Raw genomic sequence first — 14811 nt, forward strand, 5'->3', positions numbered from 1 at the left:
TCGGGCGGCCCTCCTCCGCAGGAGGTTACCCCCCGGTACGGCTTCCGCCACGCCCTGGGGCCACGCGAACAGAACTTTGTACCGGAGGAGCGAGGTGTGCCGTGGACACTGGTCATCCGTACATGCCGGGAGTGGTGGCGGTGCCGTCGTTGACGGCGTGCAGGGCGCCCTTCTCGTCACGCCAGAGGCGCCAGCCGTTCTGCCCGCCGGTGAACCACGCGGGCGGCGCCGCGGACGACGAGGTCCGCTTGCCGGTGGCCAGGTCGAACTCGCAGAGGGCGGCGATCGCGTAGAACCCGGGGGTCACGCCGGGAAGGGGCAGCGGACGCGGGTCCGTGGCGCAGAACGACCAGCCGGTCGTGTCCTTCACCGGGCTCGACTCACCCGTCTTCAGGTCGAAGGCCGAGCCGGGGGCGTCGTGCTTGAGGAACCCGAGCTTGTCCATGGCCGGAGGGAACGCGAGCCACCAGCCGGAGCCGGGCACCTGGGTCGGCGTGATCTGCCCGAGCACGCGTCCCGTCTCCCCGTCGAGCCGGGCGAAGCCGCCGTACTGTCCCTGCTCGTCCACCGGCCTGACCACGGGTGCGAACGCCGGGTTGCCGCTGGGGTAGACCCGGACCACCGAGGGGCGCATCCAGTCGACGACGCCGTCGTCGAGACGCACGGAGAACAGGCCGAACGTCGAGGTCTGCTTGGTGTCGGGGCTGGTGTAGGGCGCGACGTAGCCCACGAGCTTGTCGCCGGTCGCGCCGAACGACCAGCCGCCGGACAGGTCGACGCCCTGGCCGAGGGCCTGCTCGATCGGGAGTTGCCAGACGACCTTGCCCGTCTTCAGCGAGTGCGCCTCCAGGACGGGGTGCGAGGCGAGCCGCAACATCACGACGTTGGTCGTGTCCGACCATTCGACCTCGGCGATTCCGGGGAGTTGCCACTGGGTCCTGCCGGTCTGCGCATCCAGGACCACGACCCGGGCCGTTTTCAGAGAGGTGTTCTCGGACAGGCAGATGTACGGCCCGCAGCGCTGCGGGCCGAAGGTCGACTCGATGGGACGGGCCCACTTCTGCTTGCCGGTCTTGGCGTCCCTGGCCACCACGGTCGCCTTGATCCGGGTGGTCTTGGGGGCGGTGCCCGCGGGATCGACGGCCACGACGACGGCCTGGTCTTTGCCGGTCTCCACCGTGGCCGGGGCCTGCACGCCCATGCCGGGCAGCCGGCCGGCCATCGTCGCGGGGACGGCCCAGAGCTTCTTGCCCGTGGCCAGGTCGAGGGCGACGGTCTCGAGGGCGCCGTTGGTCCGCATCGAGGTGGCCGCCGCCACGCCTGCCCCCGTGGTGACGCGGCTGACGGCGTTCACCTGGACGTTCGACCAGGACTTCGACGGGCTGTCGGTGGTGTCGCTGCTGGAGCAGGAGGTCAGAGCCCCGCCGGCCAGGAGGGTGGCTGCGGCGAGAGCGAGAGGAGGTTTCACGTGAGGCCGGGTCATGTCACTCCTACAGGGGGTGATGGCCTGGCCGCGCGGGGTAACCGGCTCTAGCCGCTCGTCATCGGCCCAGGTTTCCGGCGAAGCAGCGCCGCCCATCGTCCGTGGGGGCCGACCGCCCGGCCGGCCACATGGGTCGCGGTGACCTCGGTGCCGGGTTCCTCCACGGCCATTGCCGCCAGAAGGTATTGCGATCCTTCGACGCGCACGGGTTCTGGCCCGGGCCACAACCCCAACGCGGCGCATACAGACGGTAGCACTGCGTACGCGGCTTGTGAGTAACCTCGGGCAGATGGATGAAAACGATCTGGTCCGAACATCTCTGCCGGGTTGGTCTCGAATTCGGGCCCGAGGACGTCCGCGAAGGCCACGGTCCTTCCACCGGCCTCGACGACGGCGACCGTCTGGGCGGCGGCGAGCTGCCGCGACCACCGGCGGGTGACCCACCGGAGGGGCTGCGCGATCGGCCGGACGGTTCCCAGGTCGGGGCAGGTGCCCACGACGACCTCCGCACCCGCGTCCCGGAGCCGGCGCACGGCCTTCTGCAGGTGCCGTACGGCACGGGCGGGAAGGGTGGCGGTCGTGACGTCGTTGGCCCCGACGAAGACGACGGCGATCTCGGGCCGGTCTTCAAGCGCCCGGTCCACCTGGACGTCCAGGTCGGCCGACGCCGCTCCCGACAGGCCGAGGACTCTCAGCCGTACCGGCCGCTCGGCGACGGCGGCCACGCCCCGCGCGATGATGACGGCCGGGGTGTCGGCGGGGTCGGTCAGGCCGAGGCCGACCGACGTCGAGTCCCCGAGGACGGCCACGCGGATCGGCTCACCGGGGTAGGTGTCGCCGTAGACCCCGTCGGAGTCGGGGCCGTTGAGACCGTGCGGCTGGCCGACGATCCGGCGGGCCACCGCGGCCTCGGCGATGAGCAGACCGTAGGTGACCGCTCCCAGTGCGGTCAGGCCTCCGCCGCCGAGTGCGGCGGCCGTGGCGATGCGTCGTGCGGTTCGCGCCGCGCCGGTCGTCCAGATCACCCGCCCTCCCCACGTCACGGTACGGTTTGGAATTGAAACTAGCCGAATCCCGGCCACCCCCTCGGGACCCCGGCTCCTGGCAAGCTGACAAAGCTTCGGTAAACCAAGGCGGTCTTCGCGGTGCGGGTACACGACTCGCTGGTCGAGCTTATGGGGAACACCCCTCTCGTCCGGTTGCGCAAGGTCACGGCTGGAGCGCCTGCACAGGTGCTGGCCAAGGTGGAGTATTTCAACCCGGGCGGTTCGGTGAAGGACCGGATCGCCGTACGGATGATCGAGGCCGCAGAGCGGAGCGGCGCCCTCAGGCCCGGCGGGACGATCGTGGAGCCCACCTCGGGCAACACCGGCGTCGGGCTGGCCATCGTGGCCCAGGAGAAGGGATACCGCTGCCTGTTCGTCTGCCCGGACAAGGTGGCGCAGGACAAGATCGCCGTGCTCAGGGCGTACGGCGCGGAGGTCGTGGTGTGCCCGACCGCCGTCTCTCCCGACCACCCGGACTCCTACTACTCGGTGTCCGACCGGCTGGCGCGTGAGACGCCGAACGCGTGGAAGCCCGACCAGTACTCCAACCCGGAGAACCCGGCGAGTCACTATCACTCGACCGGTCCGGAGATCTGGGAGCAGACCGAGGGCAGGATCACCCACTTCGTCGCGGGAGTGGGCACCGGCGGGACGATCAGCGGGACCGGCAAGTACCTCAAGGAGGTCTCCGGCGGCCGCGTGAAGATCATCGGAGCCGACCCCGAGGGCTCGGTGTACTCCGGCGGCAGCGGTCGTCCGTACCTGGTCGAGGGCGTCGGCGAGGACATCTGGCCGATCACCTACGACACCACGATCTGCGACGAGGTCATCGCGATCTCCGACAAGGACTCGTTCAACATGACCCGGCGCCTGGCCCGGGAGGAGGCCCTGCTCGTCGGCGGGTCGTGCGGCATGGCCGTCGTGGCGGCCGTCCAGGTGGCCCACGCGGCGGGACCGGACGACGTGGTCGTCGTGCTGCTGCCCGACGGCGGCCGCGGCTATCTTTCGAAGATCTTCAATGACGAGTGGATGGCCGACTACGGGTTCCTCACGACGTCGAGCGACGAGGGCCTGGTGGCCGACGTCCTGAGCCGCAAGACGCCGGGCCTCCCGGAATTCGTGCACGTCCACCCGCACGAGACGGTCGGCACGGCGATCTCCATCATGCGTGAGTACAGCGTGTCGCAGCTCCCGGTCATGAAGGAGGAGCCGCCGGTCATGGCGGCCGAAGTGGTGGGCTCGATCGTTGAGCGCGACCTCCTGGAGGGCCTGTACCGGGGCAAGATGCGCTCCGACGACCCGATCGAGGGCCACATGTCGGCGGCCCTGCCCATGATCGGCTCGGGCGAGCCGGTGGCCCGGGCGGTCGAGGCCCTGGAGAAGGCCGACGCCGCGGTGGTCCTCGGCGACGGCAAGCCCGTGGGCCTGCTCACCCGGCAGGACCTGCTGGCCTTCCTGGCCGGGCGGTAGCCCGGCAGCGGCTACGCTCGACGGCATGAACGAAGGCTTCGAGACTCTGGCCGTCCACGCAGGCCAGGAGGCTGACCCATATACGGGTGCGGTCGTGCCGCCGATCTATGCCGTGTCGACCTACAAGCAGGACGGCGTCGGCGGGTTGCGGGCCGGCTACGAGTACAGCCGGTCCGCGAACCCGACCAGGTCCGCCCTCGAGGAGGCGCTCGCCGCCGTCGAGGGGGGCGCACGCGGTCTGGCGTTCGCCTCGGGCCTGGCCGCCGAGGACACGCTGATCCGGACGGTCTGCGAACCCGGTGATCACGTGCTGATTCCCGACGACGCCTACGGCGGCACCTACCGGCTCTTCTCCAAGGTCCTTTCGAGGTGGGGGCTGAGCTTCGACCCGGTGCCGCTGGGGGACCTGGACGCCGTCCGCGCCGCCGTACGGCCGGAGACCAAGGCGATCTGGGTGGAGACGCCCACCAACCCGCTGCTCGGCATCGCCGACATCGCGGCGCTCGCGCAGATCGCCCATGAGTCGGGCGCGGTGCTGCTGGTGGACAACACCTTCGCCTCGCCGTACCTGCAGCAGCCGCTGGCGCTCGGTGCGGACGTGGTGGTCCATTCGACCACCAAGTACGTCGGGGGCCACTCGGACGTCGTCGGCGGCGCTCTGATCGCCCGTTCGGCGGAGGTGGGGGAGCGGCTCGCCTTCCACCAGAACGCGATCGGAGGGGTGGCCGGGCCCTTCGACGCGTGGCTGACCCTCCGGGGGCTCAAGACGCTCGGCGTCCGGATGGACCGGCACTGCGACAACGCCGAGCGCGTGGTCGACCTGCTGCTGTCACACCGCAAGGTGACCGAGGTGCTCTACCCCGGACTGCCCGGGCACCCGGGACACGAGATCGCGGCCAAGCAGATGCGGCGCTTCGGCGGGATGGTCTCCTTCCGGGTCGCGGCCGGCGAGGAGGAGGCCGTCGCGATCTGCGGCCGCACCCGCCTGTTCACCCTCGGCGAGTCGCTCGGCGGGGTCGAGTCACTGATCGAGCACCCGGGCAGGATGACGCACGCCTCGGCGGCCGGGTCTCCGCTCGAGGTCCCCGGCGATCTGGTCCGCCTGTCGGTCGGCATCGAGACCGTCGACGACCTCCTGTCCGACCTGACGGAGGCGCTTTCCTGACGAGTCCGGTGATCCGGCCCGCGATCAGCACGCCACCGCCGCCTCGGCGTCGGCGGGTTTCGCGGGCCGGGCCAGCCACCTCTCGCTGAGCAGGGCCGCGAGCGCCACGGAGGTCAGGAGGGCGCCGGTGAGCGCAACACTGCGCGTTCCCAGCCCGTCGATCAGCACTCCTCCGAGCAGCGAGCCCGCGGCGATGCCGACGTTGAAGGCCGAACTGGTGCCCGCGGAGGCGATGTCGGTGCTGCCCGGAGCCACCTGCAGGGTGCGGTTCTGGATGGCGGTGGCCAGAGCGCTGAACGACAGGCCGGTCAGGCACAGCGCCACGATGGCGGGGGCCTGCGCGGTGCCCAGGGCGTACAGGCCGAGCAGGGCGCCGGTGATCACCACGAGCGGCACGATCAGCGCGGCCCGAGGGCGTCGATCGAGGTGTGCGCCGACCGCGATCGTGCCGACGACCCCGGCGACGCCGGAGGCCAGCAGCAGCGACCCGAGCGCCTGCGGGGCGAAACCGCTGACCTCCTCCAGGTAGGGCGTGATGTAGGTGTAGGCGGTCAGGAATCCGGTGACGCCGATCACCGTGGCGGTGAGCAGCAGCGCGTACCTCCGGGCGTCGGGAGCCGAGCCGCGCGTCGGCTCGACGCCTGCGGCGCTGACGGCGGGCAGCAGCGCGATCAGTGCGACGCAGGTGACGAGGGCCAGGACGGCCATCACGACGAACGAGACCCGCCAGCCCGCCTGCTGGCCGAGCCAGGTCCCGGCGGGCACGCCGAAGACGGGGGCGATCGAGTTGCCGATCGCGAGGCGGGCGACCACGCGTCCCTGCTCCTTCGGAGGGAACAGCCCGATCGCCGTGGTGGCGACGACCGACCAGAAGAGCGCCTGCGTCAGCGCGGTCAGCAGCCGGGCGGTCAGCAGGACCGGATAGCTCGGCGCGGCGGCGGTCAACAGCGAGCCGATGGTGAGCACGCCGAGGGTCACGGCGAGAAGCGTCCGCCGGGGCACCCTCAGCGCGAGCCTGGCGAGCGGGACCGAGGCCAGCACGACCACGGTGGCATAACCCGTGACGATCAGGCCCATCTCCGACGGGGTCCGGTGGAGGTCGGCCGCCATCACCGTGAGCAGGCCGATCGGGAGAAGCTCGACGGTGATGTAGATGAAAGTGGCCATGCCCAGGGCCACCAGCGCCCAGGTCGCCCGGGTCCCGGTCGTCGGCGCGCGGTCCGAGGCCACGGTCGCCACCTTTCTGTTCAGCGGCGGCGGGTTCGCCGGGGCCGGCCGTCAGGGGTTGAAGAACACCATCAGGAAGAGGATCACCAGCCAGATCAGGGCGGTGAGGCCGGAGAGGGCGGCGATCCGCCCGGTCTGCACCTTGGCGTCGTCGACCGGGCTCTCCGTGAGCAGCGCCTGCATGGCCGACCGCTGGTCGCGATCGATGATCACCAGCAGGACCGCCGCCACGATGAACAACGTCATGGCGACCGACAGGTACGGCTTGGCCAGGGCGCTCCTCCCCAGGGCCAGTCCGAAGAAGAACACACCGAGCGTCAGGACTCCGAAGAGCCGGGTGGACCGGTTGAGGTACTTCAGGACGTTGACGTCGCGGGCCCGGATGTAGCGGGGCGTCACGCTCGTCACCGCCGTCAGCGGTCCGATAGCGAAGATGGCGAAGCCTATGTGCAGCCACAGGAGCAGCTTGTCGAGAAACGACATGTCGCTGAGGCTATCGCCTGGTTGATCGAAGTGGGAGGACGAAGACGCGACGACGTCACTTGCGGCCACGGGGACGACCGTGGACGCACATCTCGTACATCACACCCGTGACGACCATCAGGACGACCAGGCCGACGGCGGCGAACATCTGGGCTCTCCCTCCACGAGGCGTGGAACGGTCAGCACCGAAAGTGGGAAGTCCTGAATATCGTCCGCCGATCGCAGCCCGATCGGCAATCGATTATCGCGTCAGCGTGACCGCCTCACCTTGAGGAAGTCGCTGACCACGTATTCGCCGAGCCGGTCGGCGCTGGCAGAGAACACGCGCCCCCCGTTGCGCCGGGCGACCTCGTTGACGAAGTCCTTCAGCCGCTCGTCGGCGGCGAGCATGAACACGTTGAGGGTCGCCCGCCGCCTGGTCATCTTGTCGACCTCGGCCAGGGTCAGCTCCAGCGTCTCCGCCGAGGGCGGCCACTCGAAACGCGGGACGCCGCTGCGCATCAGATGGGCGGTCGGCTCGCCGTCGGTGACCACCAGGACCACAGGTTCGAAGTCCGGGTGGCGGTCGAGGTGGCGGCCGGCGATCAGCAGTGCGTGGTGCAGGTTGGTGCCCTGCACCATGTCCCACTCCAGCCCGGCCAGTTCGTCGGCCTGGAGCACCCGCGCGTAGTTCGAGAACCCGATGATCTGGACGGCGTCCTGCGGGAACTTCGAGGCCACCAGGGCCTGCAGGGCCAGCGCCGTCTGCTTGGCCGCCGCCCACGTGCCCCGCAGGGCCATGGAGTACGACAGGTCGACCAGCAGGCACACGGCGGCGGCGGACCGCCGTTCGGTCTCCGCCACCTCGAAGTCGTCGACGGTGAGCGAGACCCGGCGGGAGTGTGAGGTGCCGCGGCGCACGCCGTTGACCACGGTGCGCACGACGTCGATGGGCTGCTCGTCCCCGAACCGCCAGGGACGGCTGGATCCGGTGAGCTCGCCCGCCTTGCCGGCGTCCCGCTGGTCGTGGTCGCCCCGGCGGCCCGAGTCGAGGGACGAGAAGACCCGCCGCAGCGCCGTCTCGCCGAGCCGGCGGACCGCCTTGGGAGTGAGCTCCAGCTTGCCGCGATGGCGTCGCAGGTAGCCCTGCTCCTCCAGTTCGCGTTCCACCTGGCGGAGGGCATCGAGGTCGTCGACGGCGGAGCGGCCGAGGGCCCGCCTGATCGCGTCCTCGTCGATGTCGTCGAGCCGCGCGCCCGGATAGTCCTGCCGCAGGGCGGTCTCGAGGTCGCTCAGGTCGGCCAGGTCCTGCAGAGCGGTCACGGCGTCGCCCATGCCCGTGGGCTCGTCCCCTGAGACCCGCTCAGGCGTGTTCCAGGCGAGGTCGGGGCGGCGGGAGTACAGGGCGTTGCCCAGCCGCCGCATCTGCTCCGACAGCCCCGCCTGTTCCAGGGTCTGGTCGATCAGCCCGGCGAGTTCCTCACGCTGCTGAGGCGTCAGCGAGGCGAGCAGCCGCTGCGTGGCCGCCGCCCGGCGGGCCAGGATGTCGACGAGCTCTTCCAGATTCCGCGGATTCTCGGGAAACATATCCCGATATTTCTGCATGAACTGGTCGAAATCTTCTTGGGTGTGCTCGCCGCGCGCGTCGCGGTCCAGCATGTCGTTGAGATCCGACATCATCTGCCGGACCCGCTCCATCGCGGCGGGGTCGGGATTGGCCAGAGCGTCCCGCATGCCGCGGAACTGGCTGTCGAGCACCTCCCGGCGCAGCAGGTCGCGCAACTCCTCGAACGTCTGGCGGGCGGCCTGGGACCGCCAGTCGTACGAACCGAGCTCCTGGATCGCCCGCGAGGTGTCGGAGGGCAGCGCGTCGAGGGCCGCCTCCCGGAAGCGCGCGTCGTCCGACGGGTCGGGGAACAGCTCGGCCCGCTCCTGGCCGATGGCCTTGTCGAGCAGGGCGCGGGCGCGCTCGAGCGTGCCGTCGAGCCGCGTGTTCTCCCTCAGCTCGCGGCGGCGCTGCCGTACCTGGCGGAGCAGGTCGTCGAGCCCCCGCCGGTCGGACGGGCCCGGAAGGCCGCGCTTGAGCAGGTCGCGCAGGGCGTCGAGAGGCGTCGAACCCGAAAGGATCGCGTCGCCCATCTCGTCGAGCGCCCCGCGGACGTCGTACGGCGGAGCCAGTGGATCGGGCCCGTCGTGATACTCCCCGTACCGGTATGCCACGGGATTACGCTAACCCGGCCGGGGCCTGTGCGCGCGTGCGCGGGCCGTCCGTCATGTGCGATACACCGATCCGCCCGCGATGTCGTCCTTGGACAGGCGCCGCATCAGGTAGAGCCCTTCGAGGGCGAACTCCAGCGCGGCGGCCGCGTGACCGGGGGACTCGTCGCCCTCGCCCAGGCCCAGCCGCGTCATGATCTTCGCCAGGCCGTCCACCCGGCCGATGCGCCGCAGCAGCTCGTTGGCCGGGACCAGTTCGCCCGACTCGATCTGGACGCCTTCGGAGAACTTCTCGAGCAGGGGAGCGAGATCCGTCCCGCCCAGGGTGCCGCGGAACGTCTCGGCCGTCGCCCGGCGGAGCAGGTGGGCGAGCACCTCGACCTCGCGGCCCTCCTCGCTGACCTCGAACTCGACCTTGCCGCGCAGCGTGGGGACGACGCCGGGCAGGTCGCAGATCCGCGTCACCGGCCGCTCCTCGCCCGTCAGGGCGGCCCGCCGCAGGGCGGACGCGGCGGCGGTCTCGGCGGCGGCGATGGAGAAGCGCGCGGAGACGCCCGAGCGGGCGTCGACGGCGGTGGACTCCCTGACCAGCCGGGTGAACCGGGCGATGACCTCCACCAGATGGGCGGGAAGGTCGGCGCCGAGCTCTTCGAGAGCGGCCTCCTGGCGGATCAGGACCAGTTCGTCCTCGACGGACTGGGGGTAGTGCGTGCGGATCTCCGCGCCGAACCGGTCCTTGAGCGGCGTGATGATCCGGCCCCGGTTCGTGTAGTCCTCGGGGTTGGCGCTGGCGATGAGCAGGATGTCCAGGGGGAGGCGCAGGTTGTAGCCGCGGACCTGGACGTCGCGCTCCTCCAGGACGTTCAGCAGTGAGACCTGGATGCGCTCGGCCAGGTCGGGAAGCTCGTTGACGGAGAAGACGCCGCGGTTGGTCCGGGGGACCAGGCCGTAGTGGACGGTCTCGGGGTCGCCCAGCGTGCGCCCCTCGGCGATCTTGATCGGGTCGACGTCGCCGATGAGGTCGCCGACCGAGGTGTCCGGAGTGGCCAGCTTCTCGCCGTAGCGGTCGTCGCGATGCCTCCAGGCGACCGGGAGGTCGTCGCCCAGTTCGCCGGCGAGCCGCAGGCAGCGGACACAGGCCGGCTCGTACGGATGATCGTTGATCTCGCATCCCGCGATGACCGGCGACCACTCGTCGAGAAGCTCGGTGATGGTGCGGATGAGGCGGGTCTTGCCCTGGCCGCGCTCGCCGAGGAGCACCAGGTCGTGCCCGGCGATCAGGGCCCTTTCCAGATGCGGGAGGACGGTCTCGTCGAAGCCGATGATCCCGGGGAACCGGGGCTCGCCGGCCCGGAGCCGGGCCAGGAGGTTCTCGCGGATCTCGGCCTTGACCGTCCGGTGGACGTGTCCACTCTCGCGCAGTTCACGCAGAGTGCTGCTGGCAGGCGCGGGCGATTTGTGCACGCTGCCGAGACTACGTCCCCATCATGGGATCCGGCATCCCCGTTCGGCGGATCCGGATTTCGGATCTTGACCATCGCGTGACGTGTTGTGTGCGTTGTCGTCCTCCGAGTGGGGACAATCGGGCAAGGAGAACCGCTAGCGAACAGGGGGCGGGGCTATGGCGGTACTGACAAGCCGCTTCGCCGATGGTCTCGCCGTGGGCACCGATCTGGTGGAGGCCGCGGAGACCGCGATCCGCCAGGCTCTCGCCGGCCTGTCGGGTCCGCCCGACCTGGTGTGCTTCTTCATCTGCGGGGACGATCCCGAGGAGGTCGGCCGGGCCGGGCAGCGGGCGATGGGCATGGCGCCGGATGCCCACGTGATCGGGTGCAGCGCGACGGGAGTGATCGGTGATGCCAGAGGGGTCGAGCTCAAACCGGCCGTGAGCGCGTGGGCCGCGTCCCTCGGGGAGGCCAAGGTCACCACGTTCGCTCTGGAGACCCTCAGGACCAGCGACAGGTTCGTGGTCGTGGGTCTGCCGGAGCGCGGTCTCGACGACCGGGTCGCCATCCTGCTCGCCGATCCGTACAGCTTCCCCACCGACGCCTTCATCGAACACTCGAGCGAGGTGCTGGGCACCCTGCCGATCATCGGCGGGCTCGCCAACGGCATGCAGGGCCGAGGATCCGTACGGCTGTTCGCCGACGGGGAGGTCTACAACGAAGGCGCGATCGGAGTGCTCCTGAGCGGCCCGGTGAGCGTCGGAACCGTGGTCAGCCAGGGATGCCGCCCGATCGGCCCGACCATGGCCGTCACCCACGCCGAGGAGAACCTGCTGCTCGAGCTCGCCGGTCAGCCCGCGCTCGCGCGGCTGGAGGACATCGTCACCGATCTGGACGAGGAGGACCGCGAGCTCGTCGCCTCGGGGTTACAGATCGGCGTCGCGATGGACGAGTACGCGGAGCGGCACGAGCGGGGCGACTTCCTCATCCGCGGGGTGCTCGGCATCGACCCTGAACGTGAGGCGGTCGCCGTCGGGGACGTGCTGGAGATCGGCAGGACCGTCCGCTTCCAGGTGAGGGACGCGGAGACCGCCGACGAGGACCTCTACGAGCTGCTCGACGCCCACCTCGAGAGGGTCGGGCGGGTCGACGGCGCGTTGCTGTTCTCCTGCAACGGCCGGGGTTCGGCGATGTTCGGGACTCCGGATCATGACGCTCTGGCCGTGCGGGATACGCTCGGCCCGATCGGCGTCGCGGGGTTCTTCGCCGCGGGCGAGGTGGGCCCCGTCGGCGGGCAGAACCACGTGCACGGCTTCACCGCCTCGATCCTGGTGTTCTCCTCCTCACCCCCATAGGAGCGTGACGTGGCCGACCTGGTGCTGGCCGTCGACATCGGCGGGACGAAATTCGCCGCGGGACTGGTCGGGCCGGACGGAGAGCTCATCTCCTCCGAGCGCGTGGCGACTCCTCCCGGAGGTGACGCCGAGGCCCTGTGGGAGGCCCTGACCGGCCTCATCGACGGGCTCGGCTCGCCGGAGGACGTCGCCGGCGTCGGAATCGGCTCGGGCGGGCCGATGACCTGGCCGTCCGGCGAGGTCTCGCCGCTGAACATGCCCGGCTGGCGGGACTTCCCGCTCCGGGAGCGGCTCGCCGAGCGTTTTCCCGGCGTTCCGGTCCGCATCCACAACGACGCGGTCTGCCTGGCCATCGCCGAGCACTCGCACGGCGCGGGCCGCGGCTCCGACAACATGCTGGGCATGGTGGTCTCCACAGGCGTCGGCGGGGGGCTCATCCTCGGCGGCCGCCTGATCGACGGAGGAACGGGAAACGCCGGTCACATCGGGCACGTGGTCGTGGACCCGGAGGGGCCGCCCTGCCGGTGCGGCGGCAGAGGGTGCCTGGAGGCCGTCGCCCGCGGCCCGGGCCTCGCCGAGTGGGCCGTCTCACAGGGCTGGACGCCGGGATCCCAGCCGCAGGGCGAGGGGCTCTACCAGGAGGCGGCCACCGCGAACGGCCGACGGCTGGCCCTGGACGCGGCCGCGGGGGACCCGATCGCCTCCGCCGCGATGGTCAGAGCCGGGCGCGCCGTCGGCATCGCGATCGCCTCGGCCACCCATCTGTGCGACCTCGACGTCGTGACCGTCGGGGGCGGGCTCTCGCAGGCCGGGCCGCTCCTGTTCGACCCCCTCGAAGAGGCACTCCGTGAGCACGCGCGCATGGAGTTCTCCGCACGGGTCCGCGTGGTGCCCGCGATGCTCGGCCAGGACGCCGGGCTCATCGGCGCCGCCGGGCTGATCCTCGACGCCGATCGCTATTGGGCGCCCCGCTAACCTGTGTGACGGCCGGTCCGACAGGTGAAGGGCGACTCGCATGGGTCTCGGGGCGTTGGCGGGAATCGCGCTCGTGGCGTTGGGCATGGTCCTGACGCCCGGGCCGAACATGGTCTATCTGGTCTCGCGTTCGATCACGCAGGGACGGCGGGCGGGGCTGGTCTCCCTGATCGGTGTCGCGGTGGGCTTCCTCGCCTATCTGGCGGCCACCTGTTTCGGGCTGACGGCGGTGTTCGCCCTGGTCCCCGAGGCATACGTCGCGATCAAGCTGGCCGGTGCGGGTTACCTGCTCTACCTGGCGTGGAAGACCCTGAAGCCGGGCGGCACGTCGGTCTTCCAGCCGAAGGCGCTCAAGCCGGACCCGCCCCGGAAGCTGTTCATGATGGGGCTCGTCACCAACCTGCTCAACCCCAAGGCCGCCGTGATGTACATGTCGCTGCTGCCGCAGTTCATCGACCCCTCAGCGGGTGACGTGATGACGCAGAGTTTCCTGCTGGGGACCGTGCAGATCGTGATCAGCATGGCGATCAACACGCTCATCGTGCTGACCGCGGGAAGCCTCGCGGCGTTCCTCGGCACGCGGCCGACCTGGCTGCGCTTCCAGCGGTACGTCATGGGCACCATGCTGGGCGCGTTCGCGGTCAAGCTCGCCACCGACCGTTCGCGGGCCGTGATCGCGACGCCGTGAGCGGCGCCGTACGAAAGGATGGACGGCATGGCTGTCCCACAGATGACGTTCGACGACGTCGTCGCCGCGCGCGAGGTTCTCGACGACGTGATCGCGCACACTCCGGTGGTGCACTCGCGCGTCCTTTCCGAGACCGTCGGCGGGCCGGTCTACCTCAAGTGCGAGAACCTCCAGCGGGCCGGGTCGTTCAAGGTCCGGGGCGCCTACGTGCGCATCGCGCGGCTGACCGACGAGGAGCGGGCGCGCGGGGTCGTGGCCGCGAGCGCCGGCAACCACGCCCAGGGAGTGGCGCTCGGCTCCGGGCTGCTCGGCGCCAAGTCGACGGTCTACATGCCTGAGGGCGCGCCGCTGCCGAAGGTGGAGGCCACCCGGGCGTACGGCGCGGACGTCGTCTTCGCGGGGCACACGGTCGACGTGGCGCTGCAGGCGGCGCAGGAGCACGCGGAGAAGACCGGTGCGCTGTTCATCCACCCGTTCGACCACCCGGACATCGTCGCCGGTCAGGGCACGGTCGGCCTGGAGATCCTGGAGCAACTGCCGGAGGCGGCCACGATCGTGCTCCCGATCGGCGGTGGCGGCCTGGCCGCCGGCGTGGCGCTCGCGGTGAAGTCGCAACGGCCGGGGATCCGGGTGGTCGGCGTCCAGGCGGAACGGGCGGCCGCCTATCCGGAGTCGCTCGCGGCCGGGCATCCGGTGATGGTGGAGCCCGCGTCCACGATGGCGGACGGGATCGCGGTCGGGCGTCCGGGCGAGTTGCCGTTCGAGCTGATCCACTATCTGGTCGACAGGGTGGTGACGGTCTCCGAGGAGTCCCTGTCGCGGGCCCTGCTGCTGTGCCTGGAGCGCTCGAAGCTGGTCGTCGAGCCCGCGGGCGTCGCCGGGGTGGCGGCGCTGCTCGACCAGCCGCACGCCTTCGAACCGCCCGTGGTCGTGGTGCTCTCCGGCGGGAACATCGATCCCCTGCTGCTCGCCCGCGTGCTCAGGCACGGCCTCGCGGCGGCCGGGCGTTATCTCGCGTTCCGCATCCGGCTGACCGACCGGCCCGGCGCGCTCGCGTCGCTCCTCGGCAGGCTGGCGGACCTCGGTGTCAACGTGCTCGACGTGGTGCACGAACGGATGGGCGCCCGCCTCCACCTCGACGAGGTCGAGGTCCTGCTGCAGTTGGAGACCAGAGGGCCGGCGCACTGCGACGAGGTGCTGAGCGCGCTCAGGCGCGACGGGCACAAGCTGATCTTCTCCTGATCCCGCAGGCCGGCGCGGGCATCGCTCACGCCGGCG

The 14811-nt window shown here is 70.8% G+C and carries 12 protein-coding genes; 6 read left to right on the forward strand and 6 right to left on the reverse strand.

Going from position 1 to position 14811, the window contains the following annotated elements; all coding sequences use genetic code 11:
• Positions 1–112: 112 nt before the first annotated feature.
• Positions 113–1483, reverse strand: coding sequence for an outer membrane protein assembly factor BamB family protein (locus Psi02_RS08235; protein ID WP_203972853.1), 1371 nt, complete (start codon positions 1481–1483; stop codon positions 113–115).
• 47 nt (positions 1484–1530) lie between these two features.
• A complete protein-coding gene (locus Psi02_RS08240) occupies positions 1531–2508 on the reverse strand; it encodes an SGNH/GDSL hydrolase family protein (protein ID WP_203972854.1) in 978 nt (325 codons plus the stop codon).
• 120 nt (positions 2509–2628) lie between these two features.
• Between Psi02_RS08240 and Psi02_RS08245 the strand changes: the two genes are divergently transcribed.
• On the forward strand, positions 2629–3999 hold the full coding sequence (locus Psi02_RS08245; protein WP_203972855.1) for a cystathionine beta-synthase: 1371 nt from the start codon (positions 2629–2631) through the stop codon (positions 3997–3999).
• A gap of 25 nt (positions 4000–4024) precedes the next feature.
• Positions 4025–5164: a cystathionine gamma-synthase gene (locus Psi02_RS08250; protein ID WP_203972856.1), complete on the forward strand. Its 1140-nt coding sequence runs from the start codon at positions 4025–4027 to the stop codon at positions 5162–5164.
• A 24-nt stretch (positions 5165–5188) separates the two neighbouring features.
• Here Psi02_RS08250 and Psi02_RS08255 read toward each other — a convergent pair whose 3' ends face one another.
• The 4 genes from Psi02_RS08255 to Psi02_RS08270 form a co-directional block, all read right to left on the reverse strand.
• Positions 5189–6394: an MFS transporter gene (locus Psi02_RS08255; RefSeq protein WP_203972857.1), complete on the reverse strand. Its 1206-nt coding sequence runs from the start codon at positions 6392–6394 to the stop codon at positions 5189–5191.
• 48 nt (positions 6395–6442) lie between these two features.
• A complete protein-coding gene (locus Psi02_RS08260; RefSeq protein ID WP_203972858.1) occupies positions 6443–6874 on the reverse strand; it encodes a hypothetical protein in 432 nt (143 codons plus the stop codon).
• Between the two features lie 249 nt (positions 6875–7123).
• Positions 7124–9073, reverse strand: coding sequence for a vWA domain-containing protein (locus Psi02_RS08265; protein WP_203972859.1), 1950 nt, complete (start codon positions 9071–9073; stop codon positions 7124–7126).
• Between the two features lie 51 nt (positions 9074–9124).
• Positions 9125–10534: a sigma 54-interacting transcriptional regulator gene (locus tag Psi02_RS08270; RefSeq protein WP_203972860.1), complete on the reverse strand. Its 1410-nt coding sequence runs from the start codon at positions 10532–10534 to the stop codon at positions 9125–9127.
• A 157-nt stretch (positions 10535–10691) separates the two neighbouring features.
• Here Psi02_RS08270 and Psi02_RS08275 point away from each other — a divergent pair, with 157 nt between their 5' ends.
• Genes Psi02_RS08275 through ilvA form a run of 4 tightly spaced genes read left to right on the forward strand, consistent with a single transcriptional unit; the run spans position 10692 to position 14775 of the window.
• Entirely contained in the window at positions 10692–11870 is a 1179-nt protein-coding gene (locus Psi02_RS08275; RefSeq protein ID WP_203972861.1) for an FIST signal transduction protein, read from the forward strand.
• 9 nt (positions 11871–11879) lie between these two features.
• Positions 11880–12845: an ROK family protein gene (locus tag Psi02_RS08280; protein ID WP_203972862.1), complete on the forward strand. Its 966-nt coding sequence runs from the start codon at positions 11880–11882 to the stop codon at positions 12843–12845.
• Positions 12846–12885: 40 nt separating this feature from the next.
• Positions 12886–13533, forward strand: coding sequence for a LysE family translocator (locus Psi02_RS08285; protein ID WP_203972863.1), 648 nt, complete (start codon positions 12886–12888; stop codon positions 13531–13533).
• Positions 13534–13560: 27 nt separating this feature from the next.
• Positions 13561–14775 (forward strand): threonine ammonia-lyase, encoded by a 1215-nt coding sequence (ilvA, locus tag Psi02_RS08290; protein ID WP_203972864.1) that lies wholly within the window; start codon positions 13561–13563, stop codon positions 14773–14775.
• Positions 14776–14811: the final 36 nt, after the last annotated feature.

Source organism: Planotetraspora silvatica (assembly GCF_016863315.1).
Classification (GTDB): Bacteria; Actinomycetota; Actinomycetes; order Streptosporangiales; family Streptosporangiaceae; genus Planotetraspora; species Planotetraspora silvatica.